General features: G+C 73.3%; 17 protein-coding genes and 1 pseudogene. 9 read left to right on the top strand and 9 right to left on the bottom strand.

Going from position 1 to position 15,836, the window contains the following annotated elements; translation table 11 throughout:
• Positions 1-10: 10 nt before the first annotated feature.
• Positions 11-787, bottom strand: a complete 777-nt coding sequence (locus ATL51_RS17335) for an SDR family oxidoreductase (RefSeq protein WP_100879208.1) — start codon at positions 785-787, stop codon at positions 11-13.
• A gap of 105 nt (positions 788-892) precedes the next feature.
• Here ATL51_RS17335 and ATL51_RS17340 point away from each other — a divergent pair, with 105 nt between their 5' ends.
• Complete coding sequence (locus ATL51_RS17340) at positions 893-1,489, top strand: TetR/AcrR family transcriptional regulator (protein ID WP_100880770.1); 597 nt, start codon at positions 893-895, stop codon at positions 1,487-1,489.
• A gap of 229 nt (positions 1,490-1,718) precedes the next feature.
• On the opposite strand, the gene ATL51_RS17345 is transcribed toward ATL51_RS17340, so the two are convergent.
• Positions 1,719-2,141 carry a DUF6194 family protein gene (locus tag ATL51_RS17345; protein WP_100879209.1) on the bottom strand — a complete coding sequence of 141 codons (423 nt, stop codon included), beginning with the start codon at positions 2,139-2,141 and terminating at the stop codon, positions 1,719-1,721.
• Between the two features lie 53 nt (positions 2,142-2,194).
• Entirely contained in the window at positions 2,195-2,653 is a 459-nt protein-coding gene (locus tag ATL51_RS17350; protein ID WP_100879210.1) for an SRPBCC family protein, read from the bottom strand.
• Positions 2,654-2,719: 66 nt separating this feature from the next.
• Between ATL51_RS17350 and ATL51_RS17355 the strand changes: the two genes are divergently transcribed.
• Complete coding sequence (locus tag ATL51_RS17355) at positions 2,720-3,220, top strand: DinB family protein (protein ID WP_208623011.1); 501 nt, start codon at positions 2,720-2,722, stop codon at positions 3,218-3,220.
• A 31-nt stretch (positions 3,221-3,251) separates the two neighbouring features.
• On the opposite strand, the gene ATL51_RS17360 is transcribed toward ATL51_RS17355, so the two are convergent.
• Together ATL51_RS17360 and ATL51_RS17365 are read right to left on the bottom strand one after the other, a co-directional pair.
• Entirely contained in the window at positions 3,252-3,653 is a 402-nt protein-coding gene (locus tag ATL51_RS17360) for a VOC family protein (protein WP_301549063.1), read from the bottom strand.
• Positions 3,654-3,672: 19 nt separating this feature from the next.
• On the bottom strand, positions 3,673-4,107 hold the full coding sequence (locus ATL51_RS17365; protein ID WP_100879213.1) for a DUF6924 domain-containing protein: 435 nt from the start codon (positions 4,105-4,107) through the stop codon (positions 3,673-3,675).
• A 30-nt stretch (positions 4,108-4,137) separates the two neighbouring features.
• Here ATL51_RS17365 and ATL51_RS17370 point away from each other — a divergent pair, with 30 nt between their 5' ends.
• Positions 4,138-4,491 carry a hypothetical protein gene (locus ATL51_RS17370; RefSeq protein ID WP_100879214.1) on the top strand — a complete coding sequence of 118 codons (354 nt, stop codon included), beginning with the start codon at positions 4,138-4,140 and terminating at the stop codon, positions 4,489-4,491.
• A 105-nt stretch (positions 4,492-4,596) separates the two neighbouring features.
• On the opposite strand, the pseudogene ATL51_RS17375 reads toward ATL51_RS17370, so the two are convergent.
• A pseudogene (locus ATL51_RS17375) lies at positions 4,597-5,564 on the bottom strand (oxygenase MpaB family protein).
• On the opposite strand from ATL51_RS17375, the gene ATL51_RS17380 reads away from it, so the two are divergent.
• Positions 5,551-5,958: a YccF domain-containing protein gene (locus ATL51_RS17380; protein ID WP_100879215.1), complete on the top strand. Its 408-nt coding sequence runs from the start codon at positions 5,551-5,553 to the stop codon at positions 5,956-5,958. The pseudogene ATL51_RS17375 and the gene ATL51_RS17380 overlap by 14 nt on opposite strands.
• A gap of 4 nt (positions 5,959-5,962) precedes the next feature.
• On the opposite strand, the gene ATL51_RS17385 is transcribed toward ATL51_RS17380, so the two are convergent.
• Positions 5,963-7,219, bottom strand: a complete 1,257-nt coding sequence (locus tag ATL51_RS17385) for a M18 family aminopeptidase (protein ID WP_208623012.1) — start codon at positions 7,217-7,219, stop codon at positions 5,963-5,965.
• Positions 7,220-7,238: 19 nt separating this feature from the next.
• Between ATL51_RS17385 and ATL51_RS17390 the strand changes: the two genes are divergently transcribed.
• The 4 genes from ATL51_RS17390 to ATL51_RS17405 are packed head-to-tail and all read left to right on the top strand — an operon-like array spanning position 7,239 to position 11,857.
• Positions 7,239-8,741, top strand: coding sequence for a GMC family oxidoreductase (locus ATL51_RS17390; protein ID WP_073575614.1), 1,503 nt, complete (start codon positions 7,239-7,241; stop codon positions 8,739-8,741).
• Positions 8,734-9,213, top strand: coding sequence for an SRPBCC family protein (locus ATL51_RS17395; protein ID WP_100879216.1), 480 nt, complete (start codon positions 8,734-8,736; stop codon positions 9,211-9,213). Before ATL51_RS17390 ends, ATL51_RS17395 begins: the two co-directional genes overlap by 8 nt.
• Entirely contained in the window at positions 9,210-9,800 is a 591-nt protein-coding gene (locus ATL51_RS17400) for a GNAT family N-acetyltransferase (RefSeq protein WP_100879217.1), read from the top strand. Before ATL51_RS17395 ends, ATL51_RS17400 begins: the two co-directional genes overlap by 4 nt.
• 26 nt (positions 9,801-9,826) lie before the next feature.
• A complete protein-coding gene (locus ATL51_RS17405; RefSeq protein WP_100879218.1) occupies positions 9,827-11,857 on the top strand; it encodes a M3 family metallopeptidase in 2,031 nt (676 codons plus the stop codon).
• A gap of 69 nt (positions 11,858-11,926) precedes the next feature.
• Here ATL51_RS17405 and ATL51_RS17410 read toward each other — a convergent pair whose 3' ends face one another.
• A complete protein-coding gene (locus ATL51_RS17410; protein ID WP_083658615.1) occupies positions 11,927-13,543 on the bottom strand; it encodes a glycoside hydrolase family 16 protein in 1,617 nt (538 codons plus the stop codon).
• A gap of 514 nt (positions 13,544-14,057) precedes the next feature.
• On the opposite strand from ATL51_RS17410, the gene ATL51_RS17415 reads away from it, so the two are divergent.
• A complete protein-coding gene (locus tag ATL51_RS17415; RefSeq protein ID WP_202417453.1) occupies positions 14,058-14,732 on the top strand; it encodes a response regulator transcription factor in 675 nt (224 codons plus the stop codon).
• A 10-nt stretch (positions 14,733-14,742) separates the two neighbouring features.
• Here the strand turns inward: ATL51_RS17415 and hisC are convergent, their stop codons facing one another.
• Entirely contained in the window at positions 14,743-15,795 is a 1,053-nt protein-coding gene (gene hisC, locus ATL51_RS17420) for a histidinol-phosphate transaminase (RefSeq protein WP_073575619.1), read from the bottom strand.
• Positions 15,796-15,836: the final 41 nt, after the last annotated feature.

Consider the following 15,836-nt stretch of genomic DNA (forward strand, 5'->3'; position numbering starts at 1 on the left):
AGTCCGAGGCTCAGGCATTCTGCGTCCATTCGGTGGCCTGCCACTGCTTCGCCGCCTCGATCGTCTCGACGGGACGCATCGTTCGGTACAGGTGCTCGGAGGCCGGAATCACCTCGACCATGGCGTCGATCATCTCCTGCGGGTCGGCCTGTCCGGTCAGCGATTCCGAGAAGTCCGGCATCGGCACCACTGCACTACTCGCGTCGTACCACTGTTCGTAGCTCTCGGCGCCGGTGTCGTTGAAGCCGGTGCCGAACACGCCGGGGTTGATCGTCGCGACCTTCACCCCGTGCGGTTCGAGCTCGGCCTTCATCGAGCCGGCCACGGCTTCGATCGCGTGCTTGGTCGCGCAGTACGCCCCGAGGAACGGGACGACGAGGATGCCTCCCATGGAGGAGGTCCAGACCACCTTGCCGGATTTGCGTGCAACCATCTTCGGGACGATCGACTGGACGAGCTGTAGATGGCCGAACAGGTTGACATCGAATGACTCGCGGACCCGCTGCAACGGAATGTCGACCATCGAGCCGCCTTCCATCACACCGGCGTTGAGCACGAGCACGTCCGGGTCGAACGAGCCGGCATGGTCGAGATCGATCGGGTCGAGCAGGTTCAGCTTGATCACCTGCAGCTCGACGCCGGCTCGCTTGGCCTCTGCGCGCAGGTCGCGGACCTGCGGCCAGGTCTCCGCCGTGGCGACGACCTGATGTCCCTGTCCTGCGAGCGCAAGGACTGTTCCTCGCCCGAAGCCCGAGCTTGCCCCGGTGACCAGGATCTTCTGCGTCATGATAGCTCCGTAACTATCTGGATGGATACGTTCACTAGCCTGTCAGCGCCGCCGAGGCCTGTCAATAACTGGCTAGTTACCTACGCCGGTCAGTAGGCTGTGGAGGTGCCGCCAGATGCGACCGAGACCAAGCGTCGGATCCTGGCCGCCGCACGATCGGAGTTCGCGCAGTACGGCTTGGCCGGAGCGCGGATCGACCGCATCGCCGACCGGGCCAGCGCGAACAAGAGGTCGATCTACGTCCACTTCGGCCCCAAGGAGAAGCTCTTCGATCGGGTTGTCGCGCAGGGGCTCGTCGAACTGGCCGAAGCCGTGAGCTTCACTCCAGACGATCTTCCCGGCTACGCCGGCCGCCTGTTCGACCATCTGCTGGTCGACCCGACGATCCTCCGCCTGTCGACGTGGGCGAATCTGGAACGCCCTGATGCGACCTCCGGAGAGGCTGAGACCTATCGCGCCAAGGTGGAAGCGCTCAAGGATCAGTTCGGTGACAGTGCAGTCGACGTTCTCGTCCTGGTCCTCGGACTGGTCACGGCCTGGGCGACTGCATCCCCCTCTCTGCGAACCCTCGCCGGGGGCGAGCCGTGGTCGTCCACGCGCCTCGCGGAGCACCGCCGAGTGATGACCGCGAGCGTCGCGACCCTCGAAGCGGCGTGCGCTGAGCATCCTGTCGATCGACCGGACGCCGGCCATGCTGTGTGACGGGTCCATACCATCGCGACAGAAGAGCACGGGGATATCGCCGTAGCGTCGGGGGCTGACCACAACCGTGACCGCAACCCGCCGGAGAATCGCGAGACACCGCTGGACGACGACGGACTCCTGACCTGCAAGATCGGGTCGACGAGGAGGCATCCCAGTGGCCTCGAAAGCGGGCGTCCGAAAGGACCGGGGGTTCGAATCCCCCCGCTTCCGCCACTCTCGCCGCCGATCACCCCCGTCGCCGGAGCGCGTTCCCGTGCTTGCGGACGGCGAAGTCGTGCGCATCGACCAGCAGCTCCTGCGCCCGCGGCCAGGTCGTGTCCGGATCCACCACCGCCACCCAGTGGTGGGCGGCGTAGACGGGGTGCGGGAACAGCACGTCGCGGGTCGCCGGGTCGATGCCCGGATCGGTCGGGAACAGCTCCCGGTAGCGGACGGTCGGCAGCCCGATGTTGAGCCGGAACGCGCCGGGGCGGTCGAGATCCGAGGCGGTGTCGTTCACGTCGGACCGTACGACCGTCGCCCAGCCCTGGCGGGGGTGCTGCTCGTAGTCGTGGTCCGGGTCGTGGATCGCGAACGCGTCCCCGTTCCCCTCGACGATCCGGGTGCCGGGGAACCCGGCGAGTACGGCGATGACCTGCTCGGCGTCCATGCCGCCAGATCAGCACTTTTCCACGATCGTTCGTCCGGCGGCAGTGTCGCAGATCACATACTCTCGGCGACGACGGCCAGTCGGTCCAGTGACGCCCGCAGCCGGTCCGCGGTGGTGGCGCGGGCCCGCTTCTGGCGGAACGCGTCGTCCGGGGCGAGGCCGGTCCAGTCGTAGGTGCAGCGCACGTGGGTCCTGCCGTCGCCGACGGGCTCCAGCTCCCAGCGCCACAGGTGCCCGGGCGGCGGCTTCCCCGGCTCCGACGGCAACCACGCGACCAGCCGGTCCTCGGTGAACTCGACGACCCGGTTCTCCCGCACCGTGCCCTGGGTGAGCAACATGGCGAAGACGTCGCCGACGGCGCGGACCCGCTGCCCCTGCGCGGCCTCGGCGAGGTTGTCGTTGCCGTCCCACTCGGGCTGTCGGGCGGGGTCGGCGATCAGCTCGAAGATCGTCCCGGGGGCGGCGTCGATCTCCCGGCTGCTGTGCACCACGGTCTGCGGAGTGTCGGTCACGGCCGCAGTGGACCACCGCCCGGCCGGGAGCGGAAGATGTCGGACCCCGCTGCCACGATCACGGGCATGACCGACCGCGCCCACCCCCCGATGCAGGCCGACGTCCTCACCACGCTCACCTCCTGGCTCGACTTCTACCGCGCCACCCTGCTCGGCAAGGTCGAGGGACTGACCGACGAGCAGGTACGGGAGGCGGCGGTGCCGCCGTCGTCGCTCACGCTGCTGGGCCTGGTGCAGCACCTGGCCGCGGTGGAGCGGAACTGGTTCCGGCAGGTCCTGGGCGGCGAGGACGTACCGCCGCTGCATCCGCGCGAGCCCGGGACCGGCCACGACGGCGGGTTCGAGCTCGGGGGCGCGGGCCTCACCGAGGCCCGGGCCGCCTGGGAGGAGGAGGTCGGCAGGGCGCGCGAGGTCGTCGACGCAGCCGGTCTCGACGGCACGGGCTCGCTCGGCGGGAACGCGGTGTCGGTGGTCTGGATCCTCACCCACGTCATCGCCGAGTACGCCCGCCATGCCGGGCACGCCGACCTGGTCCGCGAGCGGATCGACGGGAGCACCGGCGTCTGAGACCGCTCGGCCGCGTTCCGCGGAACGCGGGTCAGCCGCCGCCGGGGTAGGTCGCGAAGGTCCAGAGGTTGCCCTCGGGGTCGGCGACGGCGCAGGCGCGTGTCGGGCCGCTCGCGGCGAAGGAGGTCGGGTGCGGCGCCTGCACGACGGTCCCGCCCGCGTCCGCGACGCGCCGGTGGACGGCGTCGACGTCGTCGTCGGAGCGGCACGCGACGTACACGGCGCCGGCGCGCAGCCCGGCGTGGACGCCGTCGTCGTGTTTCGTGCCGCCGACCAGGACGGTCCCGCCGTCGCGGGTGAGCTCGGCGTGCACGATGTCGCCGACCTCGTCGTGCACGACGACCGACGCGGTGAACCCGGCGGCGTCGACCAGGAAGCGGACCGCGGCGCCCGGGTCGTCGTAGTGCAGGACCGGCCAGACGGTGGAGCTCACCGCCTGACGGTAGCGAACGTCAGCAGAAGCCGCGGAACACCCGGTCGGGCTGCAGCTGCGCATGGTCGGCGAAGTCGGCGAACTCCATGTTCGCGGTCGACACGTTGTTCTCCACCGACCACAGATCCGCTGCGGCGATCCGGAGAGTTCGGCCGGGATCCTGCCGCAGGTCGGCCGCGACGATCGGGAAGCCGTCGTCGAGCAGGGTCCGCTCGTCGACGACGAACAGCAGCGGATGGTGGGCGGCGAGCCCGTCGTCGAGCGCGAACACGACGACGCGGTCGGCGGTCCAGCCGCTGAAGAGATCCTCGGTGACGACGTCGAACGCGGCGAGGAAGGTCTCCTCGTCCGGATCGTCGGGTGCGATGATCCCGAGCAGCTCGTTCCAGGGGCCCTCACCCGAGTCGGCGCAGGTCCGCACCAGCGGCGGGAGGAACGTCACGGGGAACTCCACCCCGCCATCCTCCCGTGGTCGGATCGGGACATGAGCCGCGCACCCAGCGTCGACGGTCGCCGGTTCGCCGGCATCAGCAACTCCGGCGACGGCGAGGTCGGCCGGGCCACCGTCTTCGACTACCACGAGTCCGACGGGCTGGTCTGGGCCGAGTACGCCGGTGGCGATGTCAGGCTCGGCCGACTGGCCGGCACCCGCGACGGCGGCCGGTTGAGCTTCCGCTACGTGCACGTGTCCGTCGACGGCACGTCCAGCTCGGGGCGGTGCGAGGCCCGCCTCGAGGTCCTCGACGACGGCCGGATCCGCTCGCACGAGACCTGGGCCTGGGAGTCCCGGCCGGGCACCGGGGAGAGCGTCGTCGAGGAGATCACGGGTCCCATCTGACGGTGAGCGAGCTGCGGTGGGCCCCGGACCGGCCGCCGTCGTGCAGGGTCGACCGCGTTCCGCGGAACGCGAGACCGTCCTGCTCGCCCGCGTCCCGCTCCGGCGTCACGGCGTCGCCGCCCGTCCCCCGGATCCCGCAGCGGCACCGGCGGTCCGCACCAGCCGTCGCGCCTCCTCGATCTCCGGCGGCCCCGGGACGTCCGGCAGCACCCCGGTGGCGGTGCGCAGCCCGCGCAGCGTGAGGGTCGTCGGCCAGTCCGTCGTCGGCAGCCCGGGCAGGCCGTAGAGCCTCCGGGCCCAGCGCGGCAGGGTGGCCAGGGCGAGCGTGGACAGGCCCGCGATCCCGAGCCGGACCTGCAGCGGCGCCGCGCCCTGCGGGGCGAACAGGTTCCCGGCCGCACGGCGGGCCTCGTCGGTCATCCGCAGCCGGGGGCGCACCGCGGCCATGTACTCGGCCATCTCGGCCACCGACGACGGCACGGTCGCCGGGTCGATGCCGACCACCTCGGCTGCCCGGACGCTCTCGGCGACGTAGGTCTCCGCCGAGTCGTCGTCGAGCAGACCCGACCGGCGGGCGACGTCGGTGTAGGACTCGATCTCCGCGGCGTGCACCCAGAGCAGGCCCTCCGGGGCGTCGATCCGGTAGCTCTCGCCGTTGTCCGGGTCGTGCCCGCGCAGCCCGGCGTGCAGTCCCCGGACGCGGGCGCCGGCCCGGTCGACGTCGGCAGCGGTCCGAACGTGCGGGTCCCGACGAACTCGACGGTCCGCTGGAACCGCGCGTAGGACTTCTTCGGGTCGAACAGCGCCGAGTTCTGGTACGTCCCGCGCATCACCCGCGGGTCCAGCGACTGCAGCAGCAGCGCGCGCATCCCGGCGACCCACATCACGGGTTCGAGGTGCACCCGCCAGGTCACCGAACCGGGGCCGAACAGACCGTGATCCACCATGTGCTCCAGGACACCCCGCGCGGGGTGGGAGCGCACGTCGATCACCGGAACCCGGGGTTCGACCCGGGGACATCCCGGAGGAGGAACCGGACAGCTCGGGCATGCTGGAACCATGCTCCGCCTCATCCTGAACGTGGTCTGGCTGGTCCTCTCCGGCTTCTGGCTGTTCCTCGGCTACATGCTCGCCGGGATCGTCGCCTGCCTGCTGGTCGTGACCATCCCGTTCGGGATCGCGTCGTTCCGGATCGGGCTCTACGCATTGTGGCCGTTCGGGCGCGACGTCGTGCGCGACCCGCGGGCCGGGGCGGCGTCGACGATCGGCAACGTGCTGTGGATCGTGCTGTTCGGCTGGTGGCTGGTGCTCGGGCACATCGGCACCGCGCTCGCGCTCGCCGTCACGATCATCGGGCTGCCGCTGGCCTGGGCGAACCTGAAGCTCATCCCGGTCTCGCTGCTGCCGCTGGGGTCGCGGATCGTCGACACCGAGGCCTACGTGCCCGGCTCGCGGGTCGCGGTCTGACAGCTCAGCCGGCGTCGGTCAGGAACTCCACACCCGCCCGGGCCAGCAGGCCCGGGTCGTGCACCCCGCACAGCTCGCGCGCCGAGTGCATCGACAGCACCGGGATGCCGACGTCGACGGTCCGGATCCCGAGCCGGGTCGCCATGATCGGCCCGACGGTGGATCCGCACGGCACGGTGTTCTTCGAGACGAACACCTGGTTCGGCACGTCCGCGGTGCGGCAGGCCCGCTTCCAGGCGGCCGCGCCCGGCGCATCGGTGGCGTAGCGCTGCACCGCGTTGACCTTCAGCGACGGCCCCCGGTTCGGCACCGACAGGTGGTCCGGATCGTGCTTGTCCAGGTGGTTGGGGTGCGCGGCGTGCGTGACGTCCACCGACAGGCAGCGCGAGCGGGCGAACACCGCGTGCCGGGCGTCGAACCCGCCGGCCAGCCGGGTCAGCACCGTCTCCAGCAGCGGCCCGGCCGCGCCGGTCGCGCTGGCCGAGCCGATCTCCTCGTGGTCGAACCCGACGAACACCGGGACGGTGCCCGGGTCCCGCTCGACGGCGGTGAGCAGCGCGCTGATCCCGGCGTGCACCGAGGCCAGGTTGTCCAGCCGCGGGGCGGCGAGCAGCTCGTCGTCGCGGCCGAGAGTGGCCGGCGGGGTCAGGTCGTAGGTGAACAGGTCGTGCGCCGCGACGTCCTCGGGGTCCTCGCCGACGCGCACGGCGAGGAACTCCACCAGGTCGCCGCCGTCCGGGTCGCCGAGCCCCCAGATCGGGAGCAGGTGCCGCTGCGGGTCCAGGGTCAGGCCCTGGTTCACACCGCGGTCGAGGTGGATCGCCAGCTGCGGGATGCGCAGCAGCGGCCGGTCCACCCGCACCGGGACGACCCGGCCGTCGTAGAGCGCGAGACGCCCGGCGAGGCCGAGGTCGCGGTCCAGCCAGGAGTTCCACAGCGCGCCGCCGTAGACCTCCACCCCGACCTGGCGCCACCCGGCGACGCCGACGTCGGGGTTGGGCTTGACCTTGAAACCGGGCGAGTCGGTGTGCGCGGCGAAGATCCGCAGCGGCGCACCGGGCCCGGACGCGGGCTGCCACCAGGCCAGGACCGTGCCGTCGCGGACCAGGTAGCGCCCGCCCGGCCCGTCGGCCCACGGCTCGTCCTCGTGCTGCTCGGTGAAGCCCGCCGCGGACAACCGGCGGACGGCCTCGGCCACCGCGTGGTACGGCGACGGGCTCGCGGTGAGGAACGAGGCGAGGTCACGTGCAGCGTCGGTCACGTGGGGCATCCTGGCAGCAATGACCGACAGCTTCGACGTGGTGGTGGTGGGCGCGGGGTCCGCGGGGTGCACCCTCGCGGGCCGGCTGGCCGGGCGCGGTGTGCGCACGGCCCTGGTCGAGGCGGGCGCCGTCGTCGTCCCACCGGATTCGACGCCGATCGCCTCGCTCGCCGCGACCGCCCCCGGCCACGTCCTGAACTGGGCCTACCGGGCGACGCTGTGCCAGGGCCGGGAGTGCACCGTGCCGCGCGGACGCGTGCTGGGCGGCTCCGGCGCGATCAACGGCGGCTACTTCGTGCGCGCCGTCCCGGCGGACTTCGCGGACTGGGGCGTCCCGGGCTGGTCCTACGACGACGTCCTGCCGTACTACCGGCGGCTGGAGCGCGACCTCGACTTCTGCACCTCCGACCGGCACGGCGACGCCGGTCCGCTGCGCATCTCACGGCCCTCGGGCCGGCTGCGGGCCGCGACGACCGACCCGTTCCTGGCCGCCTGCCTCGCGCTCGGCCACCCCGAGGAGCCGGACAAGAACGCCGGTGGCCCACCCGGAGCGGGTCCGATCCCGACCAACGCCGTCGACGGGCGCCGGGTCAGCGCCGCCACCGCCTACCTGCCGCCGCCGTGGGGGAACGCGGAGTGGAAGGACGCGCTGACCGTGTTCGGGGGGACCCCGGTCGAGACCCTGGTGCTCGACGGCGACCGGGTCACCGGCGTGCGCGTCGGTGGTCGCACCCTGCACGCGGCCGAGACCGTCGTGACGGCGGGCGCGGTCGGCACCCCGGCGCTGCTGCAGCGCTCCGGGATCGGGCCGGAGGACACCCTGCGGGCCGCGGGCGTCGCGGTGGCGCACGAGCTGCCCGGGGTCGGGCGTGGCTGGTCGGACCACCCCGCGGTGTTCCTGCCGCTGCGCAGCGGGCTGCCGGACCCGCCCGCCGACGCCGTCGCCCCGCAGGCCGCGCTCAACCTCGACTCCGGGACCGACCCGGCCGGTGACCTGGAGATCCTGCTGTTCGCGCACCCGTTCGCACCCGGCGGTCCCGCGCACCTGATGTGCGCGGTGCAGCGCCCGGACAGCCTCGGGATGCTCGCCATCACCTCCCCGGACCACGACGACCCGCCCCGGCTGGACTTCCGCTACCTGCGCACCACCTCCGACCGGCACCGGATGCGGGCCGCGGTGCGGATCGCCGCGGAGATCCTGCGCGCCGCGGGCTGGGACCGCGCGGGCCCCGACGACGGCGGCCCCGCCGGCTGGGAGCTCGGCAACGACACCCGGCTCGACGGCTGGATCCGCGACCACCTGACGACCTCGGTGCACCTGTCCGGCAGCGCCGCGATGGGCTCCGGGCCGGATGCCGTCGTGGACGCCGACCTGCGGGTGCACGGCCTGGCCGGGCTCCGGGTGGCGGACACCTCGGTCCTGCCCCGCGCGCCGCGGCGCGGACCGGCCGCGACCGCGATCATGATCGGGGAGCGCGCCGCCGACCTGGTGTGCGGCATCGAGGGGGAACACCGTGCATGACGAGGTCACCGTCCACATGGCGGCACCGGCCGAGCGGGTCTGGGAGCTGGTCTCCGACATCCGCAACACCGGCCGGTTCTCACCCGAGACCGTCGACGCGCAGTGGCTGGGCGGCGCGACCGGCCCGGCCGTCGGTGTCCGTTTCCGCGGCAAGGTCGTCCGCAACGGACGCGGCCCGACCTACTGGTCGGAGTGCGAGATCACCGCCTGCGAGCCGGGCCGCGAGTTCGGCTTCGTCGTGCTCCTGCCCGGCGGCCGGCGGATCAACCACTGGCACTACCGGTTCACCCCGGCCCCCGCGCCGGACGGCACCGCGGGCACCGACGTCACCGAGTCCTTCCGGCTGGAGCCCTCGGCCGGCACCCGGCTCTACTGGACGTTGCTGGGGTGGGCCCGCGGGCGCACCAACCGCGAGGGGATGCGGACGACCCTGGAACGCATCCGCGCGGTGGTGGAGGATCCCGCGGTGTGATCCGTCCCGCCCGCGTCGCCGACGTCCCCGCCCTGCGTGAGATCGAGCGCGCCGCGGGGGAGACGTTCCGGGAGATCGGGCTCGACGTCGTCGCCGACGAGGAGCCGCCACCGGCCGCGGTACTGGCCGCGTACGTCGTGGCGGGGCGGGCGTGGGTGGCCGAGAGGAGCGCAGGCGGAACGAGCATCGGTGCCGAGAGGAGCGCAGTCGGAACGAGCATCGGTGCCGAGAGGAGCGCAGTCGGAACGAGCATCGGTGCCGGGCTCGTCGGGTACCTGATCGCCGATCTCGTCGACGGCTGTGCGCACGTCGAGCAGGTGTCGGTGCTGCCGTCGCAGCGCGGACGACGGATCGGGGAGGGCCTGGTCGAGCACCTCGCCGGCTGGGCCCGGGACCGCGGCCTGCCCGCGCTGACCCTCACCACCTACCGGGACGTGCCGTGGAACGGCCCGCACTGGGTGCGGCTCGGTTTCCGTGAGCTGATCGCGCCCGGCCCGGGGCTGCGCGCGATCCGGGAGCACGAGGCCGCGCGCGGTCTCGACGTGTGGCCGCGGCTCGCGATGCGCCGTGAACTGGCCGGATCCTGACGGTCCCCGGCCGTAGGGTCGGGCCCATGAGCAACCCGTTCCTCGCCCCGAGCGCGCTGCCGTGGGGGCTGCCCGACACCTCCCGGATCACCGACGAGCACTATCTGCCCGCGTTCGAGGCCGGGACGGCCGAGCAGCGCGCCGAGGTGGCGGCGATCGTCGCGGGGGAGGGCGGACCGACCTTCGACGACACCGTCGTCGCCCTGGAGCGCTCCGGTGCCACGCTGGACCGGGTGGCGCGGCTGTTCTTCACGCGCGTCTCGGCGGACTCCTCGCCCGCGGTGCGCGAGATCGAGGCGCAGGTGGCGCCGATGCTCGCCGCCCACGCCGACGCGATCGCGCTGGACCCAGGCCTGTTCGCCCGGATCGACGCGCTGCACGCCCGTCGCCACGACCTCGGTCTCGATGCCGAGTCGCTGCGGCTGCTCGAGCGCCACCACCGCGACATGGTGCGCGCCGGGGCCCGGCTCGGCCCCGAGGAGCAGGTCCGGCTGCGGGAGCTGAACGCCGAGCTGTCCGGGCTGACCACCCGGTTCGGTGCGGCGCTGCTGGCCGGGGCGAACGCCGCGGCCGTGCACGTCACCGACCGCGACCGGCTCGGTGGCCTGTCCGACGACGCGGTCGCCGCCGCCGCGACCGCCGCGGCCGAGCGCGGTCACGACGACGGCTGGCTGATCACCCTGGTCCTGCCGACCGCGCAGCCCGCACTGGCGGTGCTCACCGACCGGTCACTGCGCGAGGAGCTGTTCCGTGCGTCCACCGGGCGCGGGCAGGGCGGCGAGCACGACACCCGTGACACCGTCCTCGCGATCGTGCGGCTGCGCGCCGAGCGGGCCGCGCTGCTCGGGTACCCCGACCACGCGTCGTACGTGATCGACGACGCGACCGCGGGGACGGCGGAGGCCGCCGTCGCGATGCTGGAGTCGCTGGTCCCCGCCGCCGTCGCCAACGCCGACCGGGAGGCCGCGGAGCTGGCCGGCGGTGTCGAGGGCGACCTGGAGCCGTGGGACTGGGCGTTCGAGGCGGAGCGGGTGCGCCGCGAGCGCTACGCCGTCGACGACGCCGCGCTGCGCCCGTACCTGGAGCTCGACCGGGTGATCACCGACGGCGTGTTCCGCGCCGCGTCCGGGCTGTACGGGATCACCTTCACCGAGCACACCGACCTGCCCGCCTACCACCCGGACGTGCGCTGGTGGGAGGTCCGTGACAGCGACGGCGAGCCGCTCGGGCTGTTCGGCGCCGACCTGTGGGCGCGGCCGTCGAAGCGCGGCGGGGCATGGATGAACTCGCTGGTCGACCAGTCGTCGCTGCTCGGGACGCGGCCTGTCGTGCTGAACACGCTGAACCTGAACAAGCCCCCGGCCGGGGAGCCCGCGCTGCTCACCCTCGACGAGGTCCGCACCCTGTTCCACGAGTTCGGGCACGCCCTGCACGGGCTGTTCTCCGAGGTGGAGTACCCGACGTTCGCCGGGACGTCGGTGCCGCGCGACTTCGTCGAGTTCCCCAGCCAGGTCAACGAGATGTGGCTGGAGGACCCGCAGGTCCTCACCTCGTTCGCCCGCCACCACGTGACCGGCGAGCCGCTGCCCGACGAGCTGCTGGCCGCGTCGCAGGCCGCCCGCGGGTACGGCGAGGGCTTCGCGACGACGGAGTACCTGGCCGCGTCGCTGTTGGACCAGGCGTGGCACCGGCTGTCCCCGGCCGAGGCCGCCGGCATCACCGACGTGCTCGCGTTCGAGCAGCAGGCGCTGGAGGCGGCCGGGGCCGCGCACCCGCTGGTCCCGCCGCGCTACCGCAGTACCTACTTCAACCACGTGTTCGGCGGCAGCGGGTACGCGGCGGCGTACTACTCCTACATCTGGGCCGAGGTGCTCGACGCCGACACCGTCGCCTGGTTCGGCGAGCACGGCGGCCTGCGCCGGGAGAACGGCGACCGGTTCCGCCGCGAGGTGCTGTCCCGCGGCGGCGCCGTCGACGCGATGGAGGCCTATCGCGCGTTCCGCGGCCGCGACCCGGAGATCGCGCCGCTGCTGGCGCGGCGCGGTCTGGCCGGCTGACCCGGCACACACGACCGCCCGCCGTCCGGTGGGGAGCGCCGGGCGGCGGGCGGTGGTGTGTGCGGAGTGCTACTCGTACTGGCGCATCCAGGCGACCCGCATCTCCGACGGCTCCGGCGAGCCGCCGTCGGGGAAGTAGTCGAGCTGGATCGTGGCGTGCATCGGACCCGGGGGGAACGTGTTCGGGTCCTCGGAGCGGAACCACTCGACGCCGTCGACGTAGCCGACGATCGCGTCCGGGGTCCACTCCACGGCGTAGTTGTGCCACTGGGTGATGTCGAGCTGCTTCTTGGCGTCCTTTTGCGAGTTCGAGCTGCCGTAGTGCAGGAAGAAGGACACGTCGTCGCTGGCGCTGGTGGTCTCGGCGAAGTCGATCTCGCCGCCCTCCGGCCAGGACACCTCGCTCGGCCACAGCAGCAGCACCGGGTGGTACTGCTTGTCGCCCTTGGGGAACTGCGCTCGCATCTCCCACTTGCCGTACTTCTGGGAGGTGCCCCAGGCCATGCCGCCGGTGTTGCCCTGCGAGTCGCCGCGGATGACGAGGTTGCCGTTCTCCACCGAGATCGCGTCGGAGGTGCGGCGGCCCTGGCCGTCGTGGCCGGCGCCGTTGTAGGGGGACCAGTTGTTCCCGAGGGTGGACCCGAGGAACTCGTCGCCACCGATGGCCTGCCAGCCCATCTTCAGCGCGGCCTGGATGCCGTCGCCGGCCACCTGGACGGCGCCACCGACCGGACCGGCGGCGGGGGCTCCGCCCGAGTTCCCGGAGCTCCCGGAACCACCGGGGCTCGCGGCGGCCCGTGCCCGCTCGGCAGCCTCGCGGCGGCGCTGTTCGGCGCGACGCTCGGCGGCCTCCTGCGCGGCCAGGGCCTGGCCGATCTGGCCGGACGCACCCTGCGCGGCGTCGCCGAGTGCGGAGCCGCCCCCGTTGGCCAGCACCGGGCCGGCGGACAGCGCGGTGTCCGACGCCGACCGGCGCGACGAGTCGTTCACCATCGCCGCGGACAGCGACGGGTCCTCGGTGCCGGGCTGCAGCAGCGTCAGCACCATCGTCGCGGCGAGCACCGCGGCGGCGCCGACGCCCAGCGGGGCGAACCGGCGGACACGGGAGCGGGCGGGTCGTGACCGGTCGATCGCGACGACCGAGCCCGTCCCCGACACCTCGGGTTCGTGCAGGCCGGCGATGGCCCCGCCGGTGACCTCGGTGCGCGGTGCGGGCACCTCGGCCTGCGGGGCCGCGGGCTCCTCGGGCGAAGACGACCCGCCGAACAGCTCCACACCGGACAGCCCGGCCGCCGACGACGGCGTGGACCGTCGCGCGCGACGGCCCGGGGTCCCGGTGGTGGGCACGGCGTGCGCGCCCGTCCCGGTCACCGCGGTGCCCCCGGCGACGGTCTCGTCCCCGGCGGCCGCGGTGTCCCCCGCGGCGGCGTGCGCCCCGGTGCCGGTGACGGCGCGGGAGCCGCTGCCGGTCGCGCGGCCGCCCGGCGCCCACGGGTCGGGGTCGGCCGTGTCGGCCCAGGTGATCCGCCCGGCGTCCGCCGTCGTGGCACCGGTGGGGGAGTCCGCCGTGACGGCGGCACCGGTGTCGTCGGGGATGTCGGGGTCGGTGTCGTCGTACCCGGCGTCGAGGACGCGGTGCCGCCCGGAGGCGCTCACCCGGTCCTGGAGCAGGGTGGCCGCGGGCACGGCCGATCGGGCCGTGTCGTCCGCTGGGGCGGAGGACACGGCATGCCTGCCCCGGGGAGACGGCACAGAGGGGGAGCTGTGCTCGGCGGCGAGTCGCGCGATCAGGTCGCGGGGGTCGACCTGATCAGCCGCAGCGGAACTCTTCCGTCGCATGAGGAGGGACTCTAGGTAGGGTGACCGAGTGTGAACACCCTCGCTGAGAAGGGTGGTTGCGTCTCCGCGCCGACAGGTCGACGGAGAGCGCCGAAGAGCAAGATCCCGCCATTTCGGCAGTATCGCTGGGCCGAATAGAGCAACGTGGCTCTCAGGATCACCCGTTCAGGCTAAGCGGTCACGGTACGTCGCACCGTTAGCCGATTGTGACGGGCTGCCGGTCGAGGAACAGTGGCCGTGCCTCCCCGGTGCTCCCCGCACGACCTCACGAGCTCCCCGCTCCCCGACCTCCGCAGGATCTGTGAACGATCACGCTCCCCCCGTCTCGCCGTCCCTCCCGATCCCCGCTCCCCGTGCCGAGATGCGCGCGCTCAGGGTGCTGCTGGCGCTGCCGCCGTCGGCGGGCACCGCCTCGCTCGGCCGCGGGCTGCGCCAGGACCTCGCCGCCGAGGGCGTGGACCTCGTCGTCGTCGCCGACGGCATCGAGCTGCTGGACACCCTGCGCTCCCGCGGCGCCGACCTGCTCGTGCTCGACATGGAGCTGCCGGGCCCGGAGCCGTCGGTGCTGCTCGGAGCCGTGCAGTCCGAGTCCCCGCCGACCCCGGTGATCATCGTCGTGCCGCGCGAACGGCGGGCCGGGGTGATCGGCATGCTGCGCGGCGACCGCGACGACTTCCTCATCCGGCCGTTCGTCCCGGACGAGCTCGCGTCCCGGATCCGGCTCCGGCTGCGTGCCGCCGCGGGGCTGCCCGCGCCGACGGTGCTCGGGCACGGCGGCCTGTCCGTCGACGTCGACGCCGGCCAGGTGTCCGTCGACGGCCGCCGGGTCGCGCTGTCCCCGACCGAGTACGCGCTGCTGCTCGCGCTGGCCGAGCAGGCGGGCGAGCCGGTCGCGCTCGACGACCTGGGCCGCCGCGCCTGGACCGAACCGGTGTCGGCCAACCTGGTGCAGGTCTACGTGTCCTACCTGCGGCGCAAGATCGGTCCCGAGCGGATCAGGACCATCCGGGGGCTGGGCTACCAGCTGGACGGCTGAGTCGGGATTCTCAGGATCCGAAGGACGACGCGACGTCGAGCAGCAGGTCGTTCTCCTCCGGCGTGGACACGGTGACCCGTACCCCGTCGGTGGCGAACGGACGCACGATCACCTTCCGCTCGCCGCAGTGCGTCGCGAACGCCGCGGTCCGGTCCCCGAGCGGCAGCCACACGAAGTTCGCCTGGGTCTCCGGCACGGTGAACCCGGACCCGCGCAGCCCGGCGGCCACCCGGTCCCGCTCCGCGACGACGGCGGCGCAGTCGGCGAGGATCTCCTCCCGGTGCTCCAGTGCGGCGACGGCACCCGCCTGGGCGACCGAGCTGACCCCGAACGGTGGCGCCACCTTGCGCAGCGCGGTCGCGATCTCCTCGGAGGTCAGGGCGTAGCCGACCCGCAGTCCCGCCAGCCGGTAGGCCTTGGAGAAGGTGCGCAGCACGACCAGGTTCCGGTGGGCGTCGAGCAGCGGCCGGCCGCTGACGGCGTCGGGGTCGGTGACGTACTCGGCGTAGGCCTCGTCGAGCACCACCAGCACGTCCGACGGCACGGCGTCCAGGAAACGGACGAACTCGTCGCGGTGCACGGCCGGGCCGGTCGGGTTGTTCGGGCTGCACACGAACACCACCCGGGTCCGCTCGGTGACCGCGGCGGCCATCGCGACGAGGTCGTGCCGGAAGTCGGCGTCCAGCGGCACGGTGCGGATCTCCGCACCGCCGATCCGGGTCACGATCGGGTACGCCTCGAACGAGCGCCAGGCGAACAGCACCTCGTCGCCGGGGCCCAGGCAGCCGATCTGCACGAGCTGCTGGCACAGCGTCACCGAGCCGCAGCCGACCGCGACCCGCTCGGGGTCCAGGGCGTACAGGTCCGCGATGCGTCCGGTCAGCTCGACGACGCCGAGGTCCGGATACCGGTTGCCACCTGCGGCGGCGCGGGCGATGGCCTCCAGCACCGCGGGAGCGGGCGGCGCGGCGACCTCGTTGCTCGCGAGCTTGATCGCCCCGGGGACGGTGCGCCCCGGCACGTAGGCGGGCAGGGTGTCCAGATCGGGACGGATCAGCGTCATGACGGCAACGGTATCCGCCGGGGGTCGAACCCGGGCCCGTG

It is taken from the genome of Pseudonocardia alni (genome assembly GCF_002813375.1).
GTDB classification, from domain to species: Bacteria; Actinomycetota; Actinomycetes; order Mycobacteriales; family Pseudonocardiaceae; genus Pseudonocardia; species Pseudonocardia alni.

Bases quoted from the DNA above. Each gene is read 5' to 3' on its own strand.
- ATL51_RS17335 (WP_100879208.1), bottom strand. From the start codon at position 787: ATGACGCAGAAGATCCTGGTCACCGGGGCAAGCTCGGGCTTCGGGCGA.
- ATL51_RS17345 (WP_100879209.1), bottom strand. From the start codon at position 2,141: ATGGACGCCGAGCAGGTCATCGCCGTACTCGCCGGGTTCCCCGGCACC.
- ATL51_RS17355 (WP_208623011.1), top strand. From the start codon at position 2,720: ATGACCGACCGCGCCCACCCCCCGATGCAGGCCGACGTCCTCACCACG.
- ATL51_RS17370 (WP_100879214.1), top strand. From the start codon at position 4,138: ATGAGCCGCGCACCCAGCGTCGACGGTCGCCGGTTCGCCGGCATCAGC.
- ATL51_RS17380 (WP_100879215.1), top strand. From the start codon at position 5,551: ATGCTCCGCCTCATCCTGAACGTGGTCTGGCTGGTCCTCTCCGGCTTC.
- ATL51_RS17390 (WP_073575614.1), top strand. From the start codon at position 7,239: ATGACCGACAGCTTCGACGTGGTGGTGGTGGGCGCGGGGTCCGCGGGG.
- ATL51_RS17405 (WP_100879218.1), top strand. From the start codon at position 9,827: ATGAGCAACCCGTTCCTCGCCCCGAGCGCGCTGCCGTGGGGGCTGCCC.
- ATL51_RS17415 (WP_202417453.1), top strand. From the start codon at position 14,058: ATGCGCGCGCTCAGGGTGCTGCTGGCGCTGCCGCCGTCGGCGGGCACC.
- hisC (WP_073575619.1), bottom strand. From the start codon at position 15,795: ATGACGCTGATCCGTCCCGATCTGGACACCCTGCCCGCCTACGTGCCG.